The organism is Afipia carboxidovorans OM5 (assembly GCF_000218565.1).
Taxonomy (GTDB): domain Bacteria; phylum Pseudomonadota; class Alphaproteobacteria; order Rhizobiales; family Xanthobacteraceae; genus Afipia; species Afipia carboxidovorans.
In genome coordinates, this window is record NC_015684.1 from 3,164,934 (window position 1) to 3,179,887 (window position 14,954).

Annotated in this window: 15 protein-coding genes and 3 pseudogenes; 9 read left to right on the forward strand and 9 right to left on the reverse strand. The window is 55.5% G+C overall.

The annotated features are described in order from the left end of the window. Window positions 1–447: 447 nt before the first annotated feature. Window positions 448–747, forward strand: coding sequence for a hypothetical protein (locus OCA5_RS14955; protein ID WP_013913331.1), 300 nt, complete (start codon window positions 448–450; stop codon window positions 745–747). Between the two features lie 104 nt (window positions 748–851). Here the strand turns inward: OCA5_RS14955 and OCA5_RS14960 are convergent, their stop codons facing one another. Next, window positions 852–1,034 (reverse strand): ankyrin repeat domain-containing protein, encoded by a 183-nt coding sequence (locus OCA5_RS14960; RefSeq protein ID WP_013913332.1) that lies wholly within the window; start codon window positions 1,032–1,034, stop codon window positions 852–854. Window positions 1,035–1,727: 693 nt separating this feature from the next. Here OCA5_RS14960 and OCA5_RS14965 point away from each other — a divergent pair. The 3 genes from OCA5_RS14965 to OCA5_RS18895 all read left to right on the forward strand — a co-directional run bounded on the left by OCA5_RS14965 (window position 1,728) and on the right by OCA5_RS18895 (window position 3,912). Then, window positions 1,728–2,726, forward strand: a complete 999-nt coding sequence (locus OCA5_RS14965) for a site-specific DNA-methyltransferase (protein WP_277996258.1) — start codon at window positions 1,728–1,730, stop codon at window positions 2,724–2,726. Further along, a complete protein-coding gene (locus OCA5_RS19595; RefSeq protein WP_277996259.1) occupies window positions 2,723–2,941 on the forward strand; it encodes a DNA methyltransferase in 219 nt (72 codons plus the stop codon). Before OCA5_RS14965 ends, OCA5_RS19595 begins: the two co-directional genes overlap by 4 nt. A 116-nt stretch (window positions 2,942–3,057) precedes the next feature. Further along, complete coding sequence (locus OCA5_RS18895) at window positions 3,058–3,912, forward strand: DUF5681 domain-containing protein (protein WP_012562150.1); 855 nt, start codon at window positions 3,058–3,060, stop codon at window positions 3,910–3,912. Here OCA5_RS18895 and OCA5_RS14970 read toward each other — a convergent pair. Both OCA5_RS14970 and OCA5_RS19180 read right to left on the reverse strand, forming a co-directional pair. Beyond that, complete coding sequence (locus OCA5_RS14970) at window positions 3,863–4,201, reverse strand: Mu-like prophage major head subunit gpT family protein (protein WP_012562149.1); 339 nt, start codon at window positions 4,199–4,201, stop codon at window positions 3,863–3,865. The two genes, OCA5_RS18895 and OCA5_RS14970, sit on opposite strands and share 50 nt — an antisense overlap. Window positions 4,202–4,385: 184 nt before the next feature. After that, a complete protein-coding gene (locus OCA5_RS19180) occupies window positions 4,386–4,532 on the reverse strand; it encodes a hypothetical protein (protein ID WP_012562148.1) in 147 nt (48 codons plus the stop codon). Between the two features lie 125 nt (window positions 4,533–4,657). Here OCA5_RS19180 and OCA5_RS18900 point away from each other — a divergent pair, with 125 nt between their 5' ends. After that, window positions 4,658–5,035: a DUF3489 domain-containing protein gene (locus tag OCA5_RS18900; protein WP_244396144.1), complete on the forward strand. Its 378-nt coding sequence runs from the start codon at window positions 4,658–4,660 to the stop codon at window positions 5,033–5,035. Between the two features lie 7 nt (window positions 5,036–5,042). Next, window positions 5,043–5,348 carry a hypothetical protein gene (locus OCA5_RS19640; RefSeq protein ID WP_422836356.1) on the forward strand — a complete coding sequence of 102 codons (306 nt, stop codon included), beginning with the start codon at window positions 5,043–5,045 and terminating at the stop codon, window positions 5,346–5,348. A 487-nt stretch (window positions 5,349–5,835) separates the two neighbouring features. Here the strand turns inward: OCA5_RS19640 and OCA5_RS14975 are convergent. Further along, a protein-coding gene (locus OCA5_RS14975) for an IS3 family transposase (protein WP_151202187.1) occupies window positions 5,836–7,186 on the reverse strand; the annotation gives its coding sequence in 2 pieces (ribosomal slippage) (window positions 5,836–6,841 and window positions 6,840–7,186; 1,353 coding nt in all). Window positions 7,187–7,394: 208 nt separating this feature from the next. After that, window positions 7,395–7,820, reverse strand: a complete 426-nt coding sequence (locus tag OCA5_RS14985; protein ID WP_012562143.1) for a hypothetical protein — start codon at window positions 7,818–7,820, stop codon at window positions 7,395–7,397. A 49-nt stretch (window positions 7,821–7,869) separates the two neighbouring features. On the opposite strand from OCA5_RS14985, the gene OCA5_RS14990 reads away from it, so the two are divergent. Next, the gene (locus tag OCA5_RS14990) at window positions 7,870–8,439 is read left to right on the forward strand and encodes a DUF5681 domain-containing protein (protein WP_012562142.1); all 570 of its coding nucleotides are present in this window, start codon (window positions 7,870–7,872) and stop codon (window positions 8,437–8,439) included. Between the two features lie 137 nt (window positions 8,440–8,576). Beyond that, window positions 8,577–8,844: pseudogene (locus tag OCA5_RS18910) on the forward strand (integrase core domain-containing protein); the annotation flags it as partial. A 411-nt stretch (window positions 8,845–9,255) separates the two neighbouring features. Here the strand turns inward: OCA5_RS18910 and OCA5_RS14995 are convergent. After that, a pseudogene (locus tag OCA5_RS14995) lies at window positions 9,256–9,603 on the reverse strand (integrase core domain-containing protein); the annotation flags it as partial. Window positions 9,604–9,687: 84 nt separating this feature from the next. On the opposite strand from OCA5_RS14995, the pseudogene istA reads away from it, so the two are divergent. Next, window positions 9,688–10,783, forward strand: a pseudogene (istA, locus tag OCA5_RS15000) (IS21 family transposase); the annotation flags it as partial. Between the two features lie 480 nt (window positions 10,784–11,263). Here istA and OCA5_RS15005 read toward each other — a convergent pair. From OCA5_RS15005 to OCA5_RS15015, 3 genes are read right to left on the reverse strand one after another with little or no spacing between them, the layout of a single operon-like run. Next, window positions 11,264–12,571 (reverse strand): TRAP transporter large permease, encoded by a 1,308-nt coding sequence (locus tag OCA5_RS15005; RefSeq protein WP_012562138.1) that lies wholly within the window; start codon window positions 12,569–12,571, stop codon window positions 11,264–11,266. Window positions 12,572–12,581: 10 nt separating this feature from the next. After that, window positions 12,582–13,175, reverse strand: a complete 594-nt coding sequence (locus tag OCA5_RS15010; protein ID WP_013913337.1) for a TRAP transporter small permease — start codon at window positions 13,173–13,175, stop codon at window positions 12,582–12,584. Beyond that, window positions 13,172–14,158 (reverse strand): TRAP transporter substrate-binding protein, encoded by a 987-nt coding sequence (locus OCA5_RS15015; protein WP_013913338.1) that lies wholly within the window; start codon window positions 14,156–14,158, stop codon window positions 13,172–13,174. The genes OCA5_RS15010 and OCA5_RS15015 overlap by 4 nt, the downstream gene beginning before the upstream one ends. Window positions 14,159–14,954: the final 796 nt, after the last annotated feature.

Here is a 14,954-nt window from a genome sequence, read left to right on the forward strand (position 1 = left end):
ATAAAGGCCCGGACAGAACCGGGCCTTACGTTTTTCTGCCGTGGACTCGCTCTCGTTTGTCACGATTATCACCTCTATGAATCCGGACGTGAGGCGACAGGGCTTCACAAAAGGCCCATTATGTCGCAGCTAATTGAATTTTTAAGTTTTGTGACCCATATACAGATCATGCTCTGGCAACGTCATTGATCTACTGACCGACGAACATCGCTTGCGATGGCACAGAGCTAAACCCCGTTCGTGAAACATGAACGCCGTTACGACGCTTGATTGCGTCGGTGCGGCGCAAAGTCGTGCGAGGTGTGTCGATATGATGCTGATTATGGTTGGAGGGATGCTCCTGGCCTGGGCGGCCTTTGTTTGGCTCTACGCCCCTGATGGCGGCGCGCATAGGTACCTGTGGTCTCGCGAAAGAAGAAAACGAAAATACTACTAGGAGGCCTGTCGATGATTACCGGATCGCAGTGTCGCGCCGCTCGCGCACTCGTTGAGATTTCGCGTAGCATGCTCGCCAAGCGCGCGGGTGTCGATTTGATCTCGATTGAGCGCTTCGAGAACATCACCGGGTCTCTTGTGAAACGCGAGATGCAAGACGTGAAGCGAGCGCTGGAAGAACTCGGAGCCGTTTTCATTCCCGAGAACGGGGCCGGCCATGGCGTACGGCTGAAATTCAGCAACGTCGCAGCGGAGCGGATTGCTCAGCTCGAATGTGAAGGTGGCATTGTCGCGAACGATCGCGTGCCCTGAAGGTCATTGCCCCTCCCGCATACGTAGCTGGTGCCGGAGATGCCGACTGCAGTCAAAATCCCGCCAGACATGGCGGGATTTTTTTGACTCCTAGACAGAAGCGCTCAGGTCAAAGCCCGAGCAAGAATATCGGCAAGTTCGTTGTAACCCTTCTGCTGCGCGTGCTGCAGGGGAGAGACGCCCCACTGGTCGGTCATGGTCGGATCGGCACCTGCGGCGATCAACAGCCGGACGATGTCCTGCTGTCTCGGGCCACCGTCGCGGGCAAAATCACTGCCAGTGGTCACAGGTTCGATACCTATGACGGTGGGTGGTGGCGGACGCAGTCGTGTGCGAACCGGTCTTCGGTGCGAATTCCCTGTTAACAGAGAAAATACAGAGATCAGCGCCCTTTTGACGACTGCTAAGGCCAAGCGCGCGCTGTGTCGCAGGTGCTTTTAGCAAAATTCCCTATCTGGGATAACAGGGAAAATTATCGACGGAACAGGGAAATTTGGAGTGGAAACAGGGAAAATCTCAATGTCCAATATCTAAATTTTTTTAACATCCATCGACGTGATGCGCCTTTCGATCGGCGCGAACAAGGCAAAAGCAATCAGAATTCGCGCATTAAGTGCGAAACTGAATGAGAATCAAAGACATCTATCACCTCCGATCTCTTCTTATGAGCTACCAGCATTGGAGCTTGAGCACTCCGTGCTTTGATATCAAAGTTGCACGACAAGCGGAGAGTAAGACGAGAGCGAGATTTTAAGTCGCCAGTTGCTATCAAGTGACAACTATCTGGGATGCTAACGCCGCTAACCGGGATTCGAACGTCATTAAGTGGGATCCCGAATTATCCCGATGAACACGATCACACCCAAGCCGAAACACCGAAACTATTCATTTACAGACTGCGGTTCACGCTACGCGAGAGCTGTCGATTCTCTTTTGGCATGCTCGTGAACTTTGTTTGTATAAATATCGGGAGTGTACGCGTGATTTCCAACACACAACAGATCGAGATGCGAACTATCTCATCTCTCAAGCCCTACGCCGGCAACGCACGCACCCACTCCAAGAAACAGATCAAACAGATCGCGGCCAGCATCCAACGTTTCGGTTTTACCAATCCGGTGTTGGTCAGCAATGAAGGTGAGATTATCGCGGGGCACGGCCGAGTTATGGCAGCCAAGGAAATTGGTCTCTCGACTGTTCCAACGCTCAAACTATCCCACCTCTCCCCAGCCGAACGGCGCGCCTACGTGCTTGCAGACAATAAACTCGCTTTGAACGCTGGCTGGGACAGTGAAATCCTGGCCATTGAGTTGCAAGCATTGATCGATGTCGACTTCGACGTCTCCTTGACGGGCTTCTCTCTGGCAGAAACGGATCTCGTCCTGGACCAAGCCGGTGAACGATCGGCCGAAGAGGTCGCGCCAGCCGATGTCGTTCCCGAGCCGCCAGCCACGCCGGTATCCCGTCGGGGCGATCTATGGTCGTTAGGTCGCCATCGTCTGTTGTGCGGAGATGCTCGGAGCCGGACCGACTATGGTCTCCTTCTCGGGAACGAGCCTGTGGATTTGGTTTTTACGGACCCGCCCTACAACGTCCCCATCGACGGGCATGTGTCTGGATTAGGAACCATGCGACATCGCGAGTTCGCCATGGCCTCAGGCGAGATGTCTCGGGAGGCGTTTACGAACTTCCTGACACAAACATTGTCGCTGGCTGCCTCCGTCTGCCGGGACGGCGCGATAGCATTCATCTGCATAGACTGGCGGCACATGGGCGAGTTGCTTGAGGCTGGCGCCGCCAGTTTCACCGAGTTGAAGAACATGTGCGTCTGGAACAAGACGAATGGCGGTATGGGAACATTTTATCGCTCCAAACACGAGCTGGTCTTTGTCTTCAAGGTGGGAACTGTACCTTTGGTCTCGGAGATACCGGCCGCTATCGGACCAACGTCTGGGATTATCCCGGGGTCAGCAGCATGAGCGCACATCGCCGTGAGGACCAGGCGATGCACCCGACAGTGAAACCGACCGCGCTGGTTGCCGATGCGATACGCGACTGCACCAAGCGCGGCCAAACTGTGCTGGATATCTTTGGCGGATCCGGCACCACCTTGATTGCTGCCGAGACCTGCGGGCGCCGAGCACGGCTTATCGAATACGACCCCATCTATTGCGACACGATCATTACGCGATGACAACGATTAACAGGCAAGCATGCAACGTTTATCGAAACCGGTGAAACCTTCGAGGATACTGCCGAGCGGCGAGGGTCTGGCGTCTCCATCCCGGCTATCATGCCGGAGGCTCACATATGAGCGACGACGAGAACGATCCGTTTTGGCCACCGCCTTATGATGTCGGATATAAAAAGCCGCCCAAGAGCCAGCGTTTCGTTAAAGGAAAGTCTGGAAATCCTCGCGGCCGGCCACCAAAGAAAAAGCCGCTCCCAGAACCGCTCGTCGATAAGTCGACAATGGAGAGCATTCTCACAGTCTCACGGCGTAAAGTTACAGTTCGCGATGGGGATACCTCTGCGAAGCTAACCACTATCGATGTCGTTCTTCAGACCATGGCTGTCACGGCGATGAAAGGCAGTGTTCCGGCCCAGAAGGCATTTGTCGAGTTAGTGTATCGAGCCCGGAAAGATCAAGCTACGGAAATACAGAATGATCATACGGCCTGGAGGAACTACGTAGCCACCTACAACGAATGCGTTGAAACCTTTCACAAGGCGAGGAAACCGTTGCCGGAGGATATGCCGCATCCGGATGATCTCGTATTCGAAGAAGGTGAATTCGTGATGTTAAAGGGTGGAGATCCAATTATCGCAGCACAGAATCGAAATTTAATGACCCGATTTAGAGACGTTCTCATGCTTCAGGCCGAAAAGGACCGACGAACCTTTTGGAAAGAGAACCCAAAGCAGCCTCTCCCTATCTTCGTTTCCGAATATTTTGCAACTCATATCAACGCGTGTTTGCCGAAGCGGATGCAACTCGACGATGCTCACCTTCTTTTCCGTATATCACGCATTGAAACAATGCGTATGGCTGCACTTAAAAATCAACTCCGAGAAGAGTGGACAGAACTCGGTATCCCGGCAGCACGAAATCTCATCACACCACCCATCGCACCTTTGCTCGTAGCACTTGGATTGGCGAGTTGAACACGAGCTCGCCCGGGAACACGCGAGCCGAAACATCCCTCGCCCCCATCAGTGGCGAATAGATACCGTGGGTATCGTTCTCGATCGCAGACTGAGGCACCTCAACGGTCTGCGCGAACGGCTTGTTAGTGAGCTGATAGCCTTCGGTGGTGATCGAGCGGATCACGAGGTCGCCGATCCATTCACGGGTGCGCGGCAACTGGCCGAGCCACGGATAAGTCTCGATGGCCGTCGACGACGGCACCACTGTGGCGACGCGCTTCCGGAGTGCCTCAGCGGCCCCGCTCAAGTGGTTTTCAAGTCCGTGTGGGCGTTTCCCGGCCGATTGGCTACGATGGTCCCACCGAGGGCGATAAAAGCAGCCTGTGGCCGATTTTGCGATTCCGGGAAAATGACCTATTTTGGAGGCCGTGACGCTGGAGTCATCCGCTCAACCGGTCTTGGGCTGCGGAGGGGTAGCGACCTCCCCGGTGTCACTCTTCCCCTTCCGCCAATTTCCGCTCGATCTGACGCCGGAGCCGCAGAATATCACGCGGCTTGATGCGGTGGAGCGTCGTGACGTAGAGCACATCGCCGGGGGCGGTGCGCTTGATGACGAAACGCCTGGAATCGATAGACATCGAGCAGCTGATCTATGAGGCGGGCCGGCTTCAGAATGCAATGTCATTGCTCAACCGTTTGCCGAGCAACTGAGGCCAACCACACAAATCTCCTCCGCCCGCCAAGTAACGGCAGGCTTGCGGTCGTGGCGGCGAAGGATGCCGTCAACCTGCAAGGAGATTCAGATGCCTTCTCTCAAGCGAAGAACCACCAAAATCAAGGCTTCGCGTCGGCCTCCTCGCCAAAACCGGCTGGCACAGAATTGGCAGAAACATCGAAGCCAGCACCTCGAAAGAAACAAGCTCATTCAGAGACCAAAGCGCCGCCCACTTCGAAGCAGGCCGTAGTTCTAGCCATGTTGCGCGAACCAAGCGGCACGACAGTCGACGCCATTATGAAGGCGACTGATTGGAAGCAGCACAGCATCCGAGGTTTCCTCGCAGGCGCGATCAAGAAGAAACTGGGGCTTAATCTGGTCTCGGCGGTCGTTTCACCTTCTCCGGTTCATCGGATTCCGCCGTGAGGATGTCGTGCGCATCGGCCCTAATAACATTCGCAATGATCGGGTGCAGTACCGACAAGCCAAGAATGAGAACCGCAAACCTATTGATGTAGATACCCCGCTCCACCCCGCCCCGGCGGCAAGCATTGCGGCAACCGCGAACGGCTCCCACACCTTCCTGATAACGACGTTCGGGAAGCCGTTCACCTCGAATAGCTTTGGAAACAAGTTCAAGGACTGGTGCTGCCAAGCGGACTTGCCGCACTGCTCCGCTCACGGAACCCGCAAGGCCACAGCAACAGCCTTAGCCGAACGGGGAAGCAACGGTGCATGAGATCATGGCAGTTACCGGCCACCAGTCTCTTAAGGAAGTCGAGCGATACACCAAGGAGGCGCAACGGCGGCGACTGGCGAGCACGGCTATGGCGAAGCTAGTACCGGCGAGGCCGAAATCCGAGCGAATATTGTCTCCCCTCGAAAAATCGAGAGACAATTCGGAGGAAAAAGGCGAATGAAATCAATCGCAATATAGCGAAGTGGCGCGCCATTCCGGACAAAACCGCGAACTCTTATATAATTGAAATCCCTGTATTATTCGAGAGTCTTGGCAAGCACTTTGAGCCGATGGTGATGCACGCACCCGCTTCGATCGTAAGCCCTCCGTCTTACTAACATTAGCGATCAAGCTACCAGATTCGACAGTTATCAAAAACATCGTAACTTCAGCCCAATCTCATCCGACCACTACTGTCCGTCGTCAGATAATTTGAGACAGCTCAGGCGTTCTGCGAAGGGAGGGTCTGGTTCATCTGGGTTAGAGTTTATGCGGCCTGCAGTCGATGCTGCAAGCGACAGTTTGCGATGGTCTCGCGCTTGATGCGCTGACGCTCGGTCAGGATTGTCTCGGCCCTGCCGAAGTAGACGTCGGCGGGCGTGAGGTTGTCGATGCTCTCGTGATAGCGAGAGTGATTGTAGTGTTCGACGAAGGCGCCGATCTGCCGTTCGGGGTCGCCAGGCAGGTAGTAGTTGTCGAGCAGAATGCGGTTCTTCAGAGTCTGGCGCCAGCGTTCGATCTTCCCCTGGGTCTGGGGATGATACGGTGCACCGTGCACATGCCGCATACCCTTGTGTTCGAGCCACCTGTCCAGATCGTCAGCCACGTAACTCGATCCGTTGTCGCTGAGAAGCCTCGGCCGGTGCGAGACGGTGATCCGGTCAAGACCGGAAGCCGCGAATGCCTGGTCGAGCGTGGCCGTGACGTCGGAGGCGCACATCGTGGGTCCCAGCCGCCAAGCCACGATGTAGCGCGAGAAGTCGTCGAGGATGGTCGACAGATAGTACCAGCCCCAGCCGGTGATCTTGAGGTAGGTGAAGTCGGTCTGCCAGAGCCGGTTGATGGCGGTGGTCTTGTCCTTGAACTCGTTCGCCGCCTTGATCACCACATAGGCCGGACTGGTGATGAGGTCGTGCGCCTTCAGCAGGCGATAGACCGATGCCTCCGAGACAAAGTACTTTCTCTCATCGGTAAAGCGTACCGCCAGCTCCCTTGGCGACAGCTCTGGAACCTTCAGCGCCAGGTCGATGATCTGGCAGCGGACATCGTCAGGAATCCAATTCCAGACGCGGTCCGGTCGGAAGCGATGGTCAGCCAGCGCCTCAGGTCCGCCGTTACGATAGCGATCGTACCATCGGTAAAACGTGGCGCGGGGGATGCCGAGCTTGTCCAGTGTGCGCTTGGCTGGCAGATGCGATTGCTCGACCAACTGGATGATCTCGGCCTTCTCGGATGCGGGATATCTCATGCGTCGTCCTCCCCATCTCCGTTCAGGCTTTTTTGAGCAGGCGGTTCTCCAGGGTGAGATCGGCCACGACCTCCTTCAAAGCGGTGGCCTTACGACGAAGATCCTTCACATCGCCGGAGGTCGCGGCACGCGCCGTGTCACCGGCCAATCGGCGTTTGCCGGCCTCGAGGAACTCCTTCGACCAGCCGTAATACATCGAGGCGGCGATGCCTTCCCGGCGGCAGAGCTCGGAGATGTTCTCCTCCCCGCGCAATCCCTCCAGCACAATGCGGATCTTTTCTTCGGCCGAATACTGCCGGCGGGTCTGACGCCGAATGTCCTTCAGTACTTGGTCTGCCGGCGCTTTGCCCGGCCCGGATTTCTGCTTCATCTGCGCTCCTTACGGCTACGATGAACCAGAAATCCTCCCTTCCGAAAGTTCCTCAATCTGTCTCAAGGGCGCTGAAGGCGAACACCGACCACTACCATCCGCAGCATTAGCAGATCGCCACGGAAAATGCGGACAGATCCTCTGCCGATAAAACACCAGTCGCACAAACGTCTGCTGCCGCCCCGTCGGCTCCTTCAGGTTACTCCTCCTAAGCAGGAGCAAGAACGTTTTGTAACGAATTGGTGTCGTTACCCACCTGACTCGACCCCACCATCTCAGATCCCGAACTTCCTGTGGAATATATCGACATATCTTGGACGAATTGAGACAGCTGCTGGTCGACGCCGGATCCGTTCGTTTGCTGGCTGCCTTGATTACTATCGAAGATGAAGTCACTAGCGAAGGTCACATGCCCTGGCATGATGTCGGCGAGCCAGATCTGCGACGAGCCATACTCAACCAGGACACCGCCCTCAGTATACTCACTAAGGGTGATGTTCTGCGCGGCTGTCGCAAGGGTCACACCGGTGCCACGCATATCGATCTTGTCGCTGCCGTCGGTGAAATCGTCGACCTGGAAATTGCCGCTATTGGTATTGAAGACCAGCGTATCGTTGCCGCCTTCGCCGAACATTATATCGTCGTCAGAGCTTCTCTCTGCACTGGCCCCGGGGGACCCGCACATGAAGCCGAAGGACAATCCGCCGAAAGATATTGATAACAATGGCGCCATCGGATATCGCCAACCGCCGAGGATCGACCGCTTTGCCAAAGGCCAGAGCGGCAACCCGGCCGGTCGTCCCCGAGAGCGTCATCGCGAAGCGCCCTATGAGGCGGTCCTCGGGCAAACGCTAGCCATCCGCGAAGGTGGAGCACAGCGCCACGTCACGGCAGCCGAGGCATTCCTGCTCCAACTCTCCAAGCACGCTCTCGAAGGCGATGGAACCGCAGCTCGCGCGACTCTGGCCGTCATCGAGAAAGCCATGAAACGGCCTGGCGCTCACCAGCACTTTCCCACTGCCATTATTCGTACAATAGTTGTCCCTGGAAGTGTCACACGTGCGCTTGAATACCTACGAATGGCAAAGAAACTCGATCCCTACCGGGAAACCGCACGGATGGCGCTCGAACCCTGGCTGGTCGAGGCCGCGCTCGCTCGAAGTCCAAAACTCGATGCCGCTGATCAGCGGACCATAATGAAGGCCACTCGCAATCCTCACAAAGTCAGATGGCCCGAGTGGTGGGGGAAATAGGCCCCTATTTGCAAGCATGAACAGTAGGTGCATTTTTCATACGTTGAACAGGGGCATCCTGTCATTAAGAAAATCGGAAAAAAGTCGGTCGGAGTAGATCACTGGCGCGCGCGTTCAGTCCAGTAATCAACCCTTGGCTGACAAAGCCCAACCACCCATGGACCAATGGTCAGGTCGAAGGGATGGACTGCACCGCCAGGAGGCCACGGTCAAGCGCTTCCATTCGATGACCACGATCGGTTGCGCGCTCACCTCTGCGACTCCATCACCGCCTACAACTATGCTCGGCGGCTGAAGACCCTGAAAGGCCTCACACCCTACGAGTTTATCTGCAAGTGCTGGACTTCCCAACCAGAACGATTCAGATTCAACCCGCTCCACCAATTCCCGGGACTAAACACCTAGAGGCTGGGACCGAGCATACCTAGTCAAAGCACGGTAAATCGCAGGGGGCAGCAAGCGTGTCATCGCCCGACAAGTGTCATGACATCCAACGCAAAGATGCCGCGAACTCAGGAAGAGGTTACGAATGGCCTAGATCTTGCCATTCTCAAGACCGGATTCACGCTGCGCCAGCCTTCGTCGTTCCCATTGCCCAACATGGCAAATTCAACAGCCGAAGAAAACTTAGGACTGGATAAAGCCCAGAGGCAAGGTCAATTCCTCACCACACGTTGCGATTGTTTCAGGCTACGATAATCGCGACAGAAGATAAGAAGGTTCATTTATCAGTCGACTTTCCGATCTGCTCTTGACGCACCGCCACTGGTAGCAAACAAGAGGGTTTTCGTTTCGCTCTGACCTGCCACTGATCTTTCATCCGGCGGCGATTAGAGCCTCGGCCTTTTCTGTTACGCCGTTCGGCGCGGGGTAAGCAACCGGCAGAGGCGCGGAGCCGTCATCTTGCGCAGCGCTGGAGCCGGTTGCGGTGAGGACCTCGGCGTAGGCCGCCGGGGTCTGGTAGCCGAGCGAGGAATGTGGTCTCGCGGTGTTGAAATCCGCCACCCAGTCGGCAATGGCGCTGCGGGCATGATCGAGGCCGAAGAACAGGGTCTCATTCAGGAGTTCGTCTCGCATCCGACCGTTGAAGGATCCGACATAGCCATTCTGCATTGGTCTTCCCGGTGCGATGTAATGCCACTCGACGCGGTAATCCTTCGACCAGGTGTCATTCAGCATGCAAAATTGATCCCCTATAGATTGACTGTTGCGCTGCCTGCTTTGTTTGTCATGAAGCAGGTGTCGGGGATGCTGATAGTGGAGACGATTGCGCGGATACGGCGCGAGCACTTCATCAAGGGCAAGACGATCAAGGAGATCGCCCGTGACCTGAAGGTGTCGCGGAACACGGTCCGGAAGGTGCTGAGGTCAGGAGAGACCTCGTTCGAGTATGAGCGTCAGGTGCAGCCGCGGCCCAAGCTCGGACGATGGGCGCCGGAACTTGACGCCCTGCTGGCGGCGAGCGCGGCCAAATCCGCTCGCGAGCAGTTGACGCTGATCCGGATCTTCGAAGAGTTGCGCGGTCGCGGCTATGACGGTGGTTACGATGCCGTGCGGCGTTACGCCAGGCGCTGGAGCAAGGAGCGCGGGCAATCGACCGCGGCGGCTTATGTCCCGCTGAGCTTTGCGCCGGGCGAAGCCTACCGGTTCGACTGGAGCCACGAGATCGTTCTCCTCAACGGCGTGACGGTGCTCGTGAAGGTCGCTCATGTCCGGCTGTGTCACAGCCGCATGCTGTTTGTTCGGGCCTATCCGCGCGAAACGCAGGAGATGGTGTTCGACGCCCACGACCGGGCGTTCACGCTGTTCAAGGGCACCTGCAGTCGCGGCATCTACGACAACATGAAGACGGCGGTGGAGACGATCTTCGTCGGCAAGGATCGTCGCTACAATCGTCGGTTCCTGCAGATGTGCAGCCACTACCTGGCCGATCCAGTCGCGTGCACGCCGGCGTCGAGCTGGGAGAAGGGCCAGGTCGAGAACCAGGTCGAGCCGGTCCGGGAACGCTTCTTCACGCCGCGGCTGCGGTTCAAAAAGCTGGACGAGCTCAACGCCTGGCTGCTCGACAGATGCATTGCCTACGCCAAGGCTCATCACCAATCCGGAACTGGCCGATCAGACGATCTGGGACGTGTTCGAAGTCGAACGGCCGAAGCTCGTTCCCTATGCCGGCCGGTTCGACTGATTCCACGCGGTGCCGGCATCGGTCTCCAAGACCTGCCTGGTGCGCTTCGACAACAACAAATACTCGGTCGCGGCCAGCGCCGTCGGGCGCCCGGTCGAGGTCCATGCCGATGACGAGCGCATCGTAATCCGTCAGGACGGGCGCATCGTTGCCGAGCATCCGGAAGACGCCAAGCGAGACGCTGCGGGCCATCCCGCGAAGCCGAGTCCAGATTCGGCAACCAGCGTATCGCGAGCAATCGACGAGCCGCCAGCGAGAGCGCCGCTGTAGGGATGCCGCTTGCAAGACGCCATGCCGACCATCAGCGGGAGAATGAATGAGGTCTGGGCTGCCGAGCTATTGACGTTTTCCGGCACAGCGCCGGACGATCCTGCCATGGCCGTATATCTGAAGCACTTTTGAGAGGTCCCCTCGAGCATATAAACTACAAACAACGCAATCTGCTTTGAGGCGCTAGCAGGCGCAAAATAAAGTCGCGCGAATGCCCAACCTCGTTCTTAAATCGCACCGGTTTGGCTCTCCAAAGAAGCTAAGGCTGAAAGCTCAGCAAGTTTGGCTTTTAGAGTAAAATCGACAAGTGACGCGCCGTCATTTGACGACACGCCACCATCCACAAAGCATTTCGACGAAGTAAGCCCGTCAACCAAATAATACTCGTGGCAACAACAAGACAATATCTGGGAAAGCCGTTATTAGAATAACTGCTGCGCAGAGAAGGCCAAAAAACGGCGCAGCATAAAGAGCAACCCGAAGAATTGGCGCTCTCGTCAGACCCTGGATCACAAAAAGATTGAATCCTACTGGCGGGGTAATTTGTGCAAGTTCAGTCATCAAAACAAGGTACACACCGAACCACACAGGATCAAACCCTGCAGCCATCGCCAGAGGCAGAGTGATAGGAACGCTCATCACGATCATCGAAAAGCCATCAAGGACCAAACCCAGCGCTACATAAAACAGCGAGAGAACGATGAGCAATGCGATAGGCGATAGATGGAGTCTTCCGATAAATTCAGCAACATTAGCAGGAATGTGCATATAGCCCATTGTCGTCGAAAGCGTTCCCGCAGCGATCAATATAATACACACCATACACGACGTGCGAATAGCGCCCATCAACGAGTCTCGAAAGACAGCGAACGTCAGTTGGCGAAGGGCCGCGGCAATGGCCAGTGCCGCAACAACACCCAACGCAGCAGCTTCCGACGGTGTCGCAAACCCCGTATAGAGCGAACCTAGAACAACAATCATGAGCGATACGATGGGAGCAAGGTGGATCACCTCTTTCATCTGCTCTCGTAGGGAGAGAGAGGACGTATCCGCGGGGACCTTCTCCGGACTGATCGTGGTGCTAAGAATAATGTATCCGCTGAAAAGAGAAGCCACGACCAGGCCAGGGAGGATGCCAGCCGCGAAAAGTCGCACGATCGATACCTCTGCAAGGACGCCATAAATAATCATGACAATCGATGGCGGAATCAGAAGTCCAAGACTTCCGGATCCAGCTAGAGAACCAAGCGAGAGGGATTCGTCATACTTTCTGCGAGCCAACTCACTCGTCGTGATCCTGCCGACAGTAGCAGTGGTGGCCGTACTGGAGCCGGATATGCAGGCAAACAGCGCGCTACCCAGGACATTGGTGTGAATCAATTTTCCGGGGATGAGATTAGCGAGTGGATTCAACCCGCGGAACAAACGGTTCGAAATATCCGTCCGAAATAAGATCTCACCCATCCAGATAAACATGGGAATTGCAGCCAGCTCCCATGAGCTTGAATAGCGGATAATCACGTTCGCCATGAGCGAACCAATCTGCTGAATCGGCATCCCGAGTCCGAGGGCAAGGCCACCGATACTCACGGCAAGCATTGCCGCAAAAACCCACAACCCGAAGAAAAGAAGAACGATCAAGCTACCGATCAGTGAGAATGCAAGAATAATATCCATCGACGCGTCCTCACTCGTACTGGATTGCGTTGGGGTTTCTGACCAGAGGGCCAACGTCTGATTCAGATCCTGTTGCCGCTCTCAAAAAATAAGCAAACATCTGAATCCAGAACAGAGATAGCCCCAGCAGAATCGCTCCCTCAGGTATCCACATCGGCACTTCCGCGAGCGTACTACTCACAGTCCCTCTGCTCACATGTCTGAAAACTCGAAGGAAGACAAACCAGGAGATGAACGTAAGCACTGCAAGACAAGTTAGCGAAGCCCCCAACTCAACAAATCGACGCCCCCGGGCGCCCAGGCGAGAAAGCAGCAGGTTTACCCGAATAAGCTCGCCATGTTCGAGCGTGTAGCCGAGCGACAAGAACGTCACTGCACCAACGCCGTATCCAACGAATTCATCGAGCACATATGTCGATGACCCAAAGAATGATCGAAGAATAATCTCAACCATGATGTGCCCGACCATTGCAACGAGCAGCAATCCTGCAAGAATTCCCGACAACCGTGAGACCAAAAATATAATACTTTGCACGTGTCGCATAAGTGTTTCGTCCCCGAGGTGCGGGGTACGCTTTCCGCGTACCCCTTCTTTTAATTTCAATTCTTGTTGCCTCGATATCGGGCAATTGCTTCTTTGCCAGCAGGACCGACAGTTTGCTCCCATCTCTTGATCAACTCGGCGCCAGCCTTGGAGAGAGTGGCGACGGCAGCGTCATTCGGTTTATCAATGACGGTCATGCCGTGCTTCCGCATCTCGGCGTAATTATGCTCGACGCGTACAGTCACTGCCTTCCATCCATGACGCTCTGCTTCATCAGCCGCTTTGCGAACCCACGCTTTCTCCTGATCGCTTAGTTTGCCGAATATGCCCTTATTCATGTGAACCATCTGCCATGGGCTCGCATACGGAACCTCGGTATAGTGAGACAGCAACTCCCATAATTTCGCTGCTCCTCCCCCATCGGCGGATGTCAGGACGGCATCGATCCCGCCCGTTGAGAGCTGAGCCAATACATCCGCCCAACTCAGCTGGATCGGTGCAGCTCCCGCGGCACGAAAGGTCAAGGTTCCATTCGGATCAAACGTTCGAACGCGGAGATCCTTGAGCGAAGCTTTGTCGTCTATGGCCTTCTTTGCCCATATCCCGTTATTTGGCCAAGGCGTGACGAAGAGCATTACTTGGTTACTCTTATCAAGCACATTCGACATAGCTGGCTTAACTGCGGAGTAAAGCCGGGCAGCATCCTCAGGCGACTGGGCGAGTAGAGGTAGTGTTGAAATCAGAAAGAGGGGATCAATCCCGCTCCATGTCGGCATAAAACTACTCGCGATCTTCAGTGCTCCGTCACCAACCGCATCAAATTGGTCAACGGACTTGAAGCCCAACGCTGCGCCATAATGAATTTTCACTGTGATGGCACCACCAGATAACTCGGAGAGCTTCTCTGCAAAAACTCGGCTGGTCTCTCCCGGAAGCGAGTTTGGCTGGTATTCCAATGAAAGGTCCCAAACCTGGGCAGCACTCACAAGTTGCGTAGCAAGAGCCAATTGAGCAATGGCCAACAGTCCTGTTCGAATAAACATCTGCTTCCTCCTTACGTGAATATTCTGTTGTTGGTTGAGCGATATTCAGATGACAGAAGCTCAACGAAAACCGGTCAATGCCTCCGCTTTCTATAACTCCCAATACGGCGGTAGAGGCATCAAGCACAGCCTAAGCAAGATAAGTCCGTCGCCGTTACCAGTGATGGCCGCCACCAAGCGTGCAAACATCGTCTGCAGCGATGTACCCAGACAGGGGATGCATGCCATTTGCGATCCTTAACGAGCCTTGCGCAGCTACGACTGCAACACCGAAACGATCCTACGGTGCGTTCAAATTATCGGCTCGCGTGCCCCCGCCTAGTATCGTCTTGTTCTCGCCATCTGAGGAGGCTCGGATCAAAGCTAAAGATGTAGGTTTTTGCGCTCATGGTTGCGCGATTTTTGGATGACCCGGGGCGGAGCTAATCCAGGCCTTGGCCCAGAAGCGACTATTCTTCTATGGAGTCAGCGTGCTGTGTGACGGTTTCATGTTTGATCTCTTCCCTTTCCAGCGCGATAATTTGTCTCATGCCTTCTCGGAGAACTATTCGATTAGGCTGGATAAAATGGGCAATAGAAACCGCGGGCGCTGCACGACATTAACGTCGTCGCAACCAGACGCCTCCGGCACCATGAGCTATAGACCACCGATATTCTCAGGCTTCCGCGTGACGATATATTGAGAGAACCCGCCTAGCATCCTGGGCGGATAGCCCCAAGTCGACCACCTCAAATAGGTGAGGTCAGCTGCCGGAGCCGACTTCGCATCGCCGTTTCGTCGCGAAACTCGTCTGCG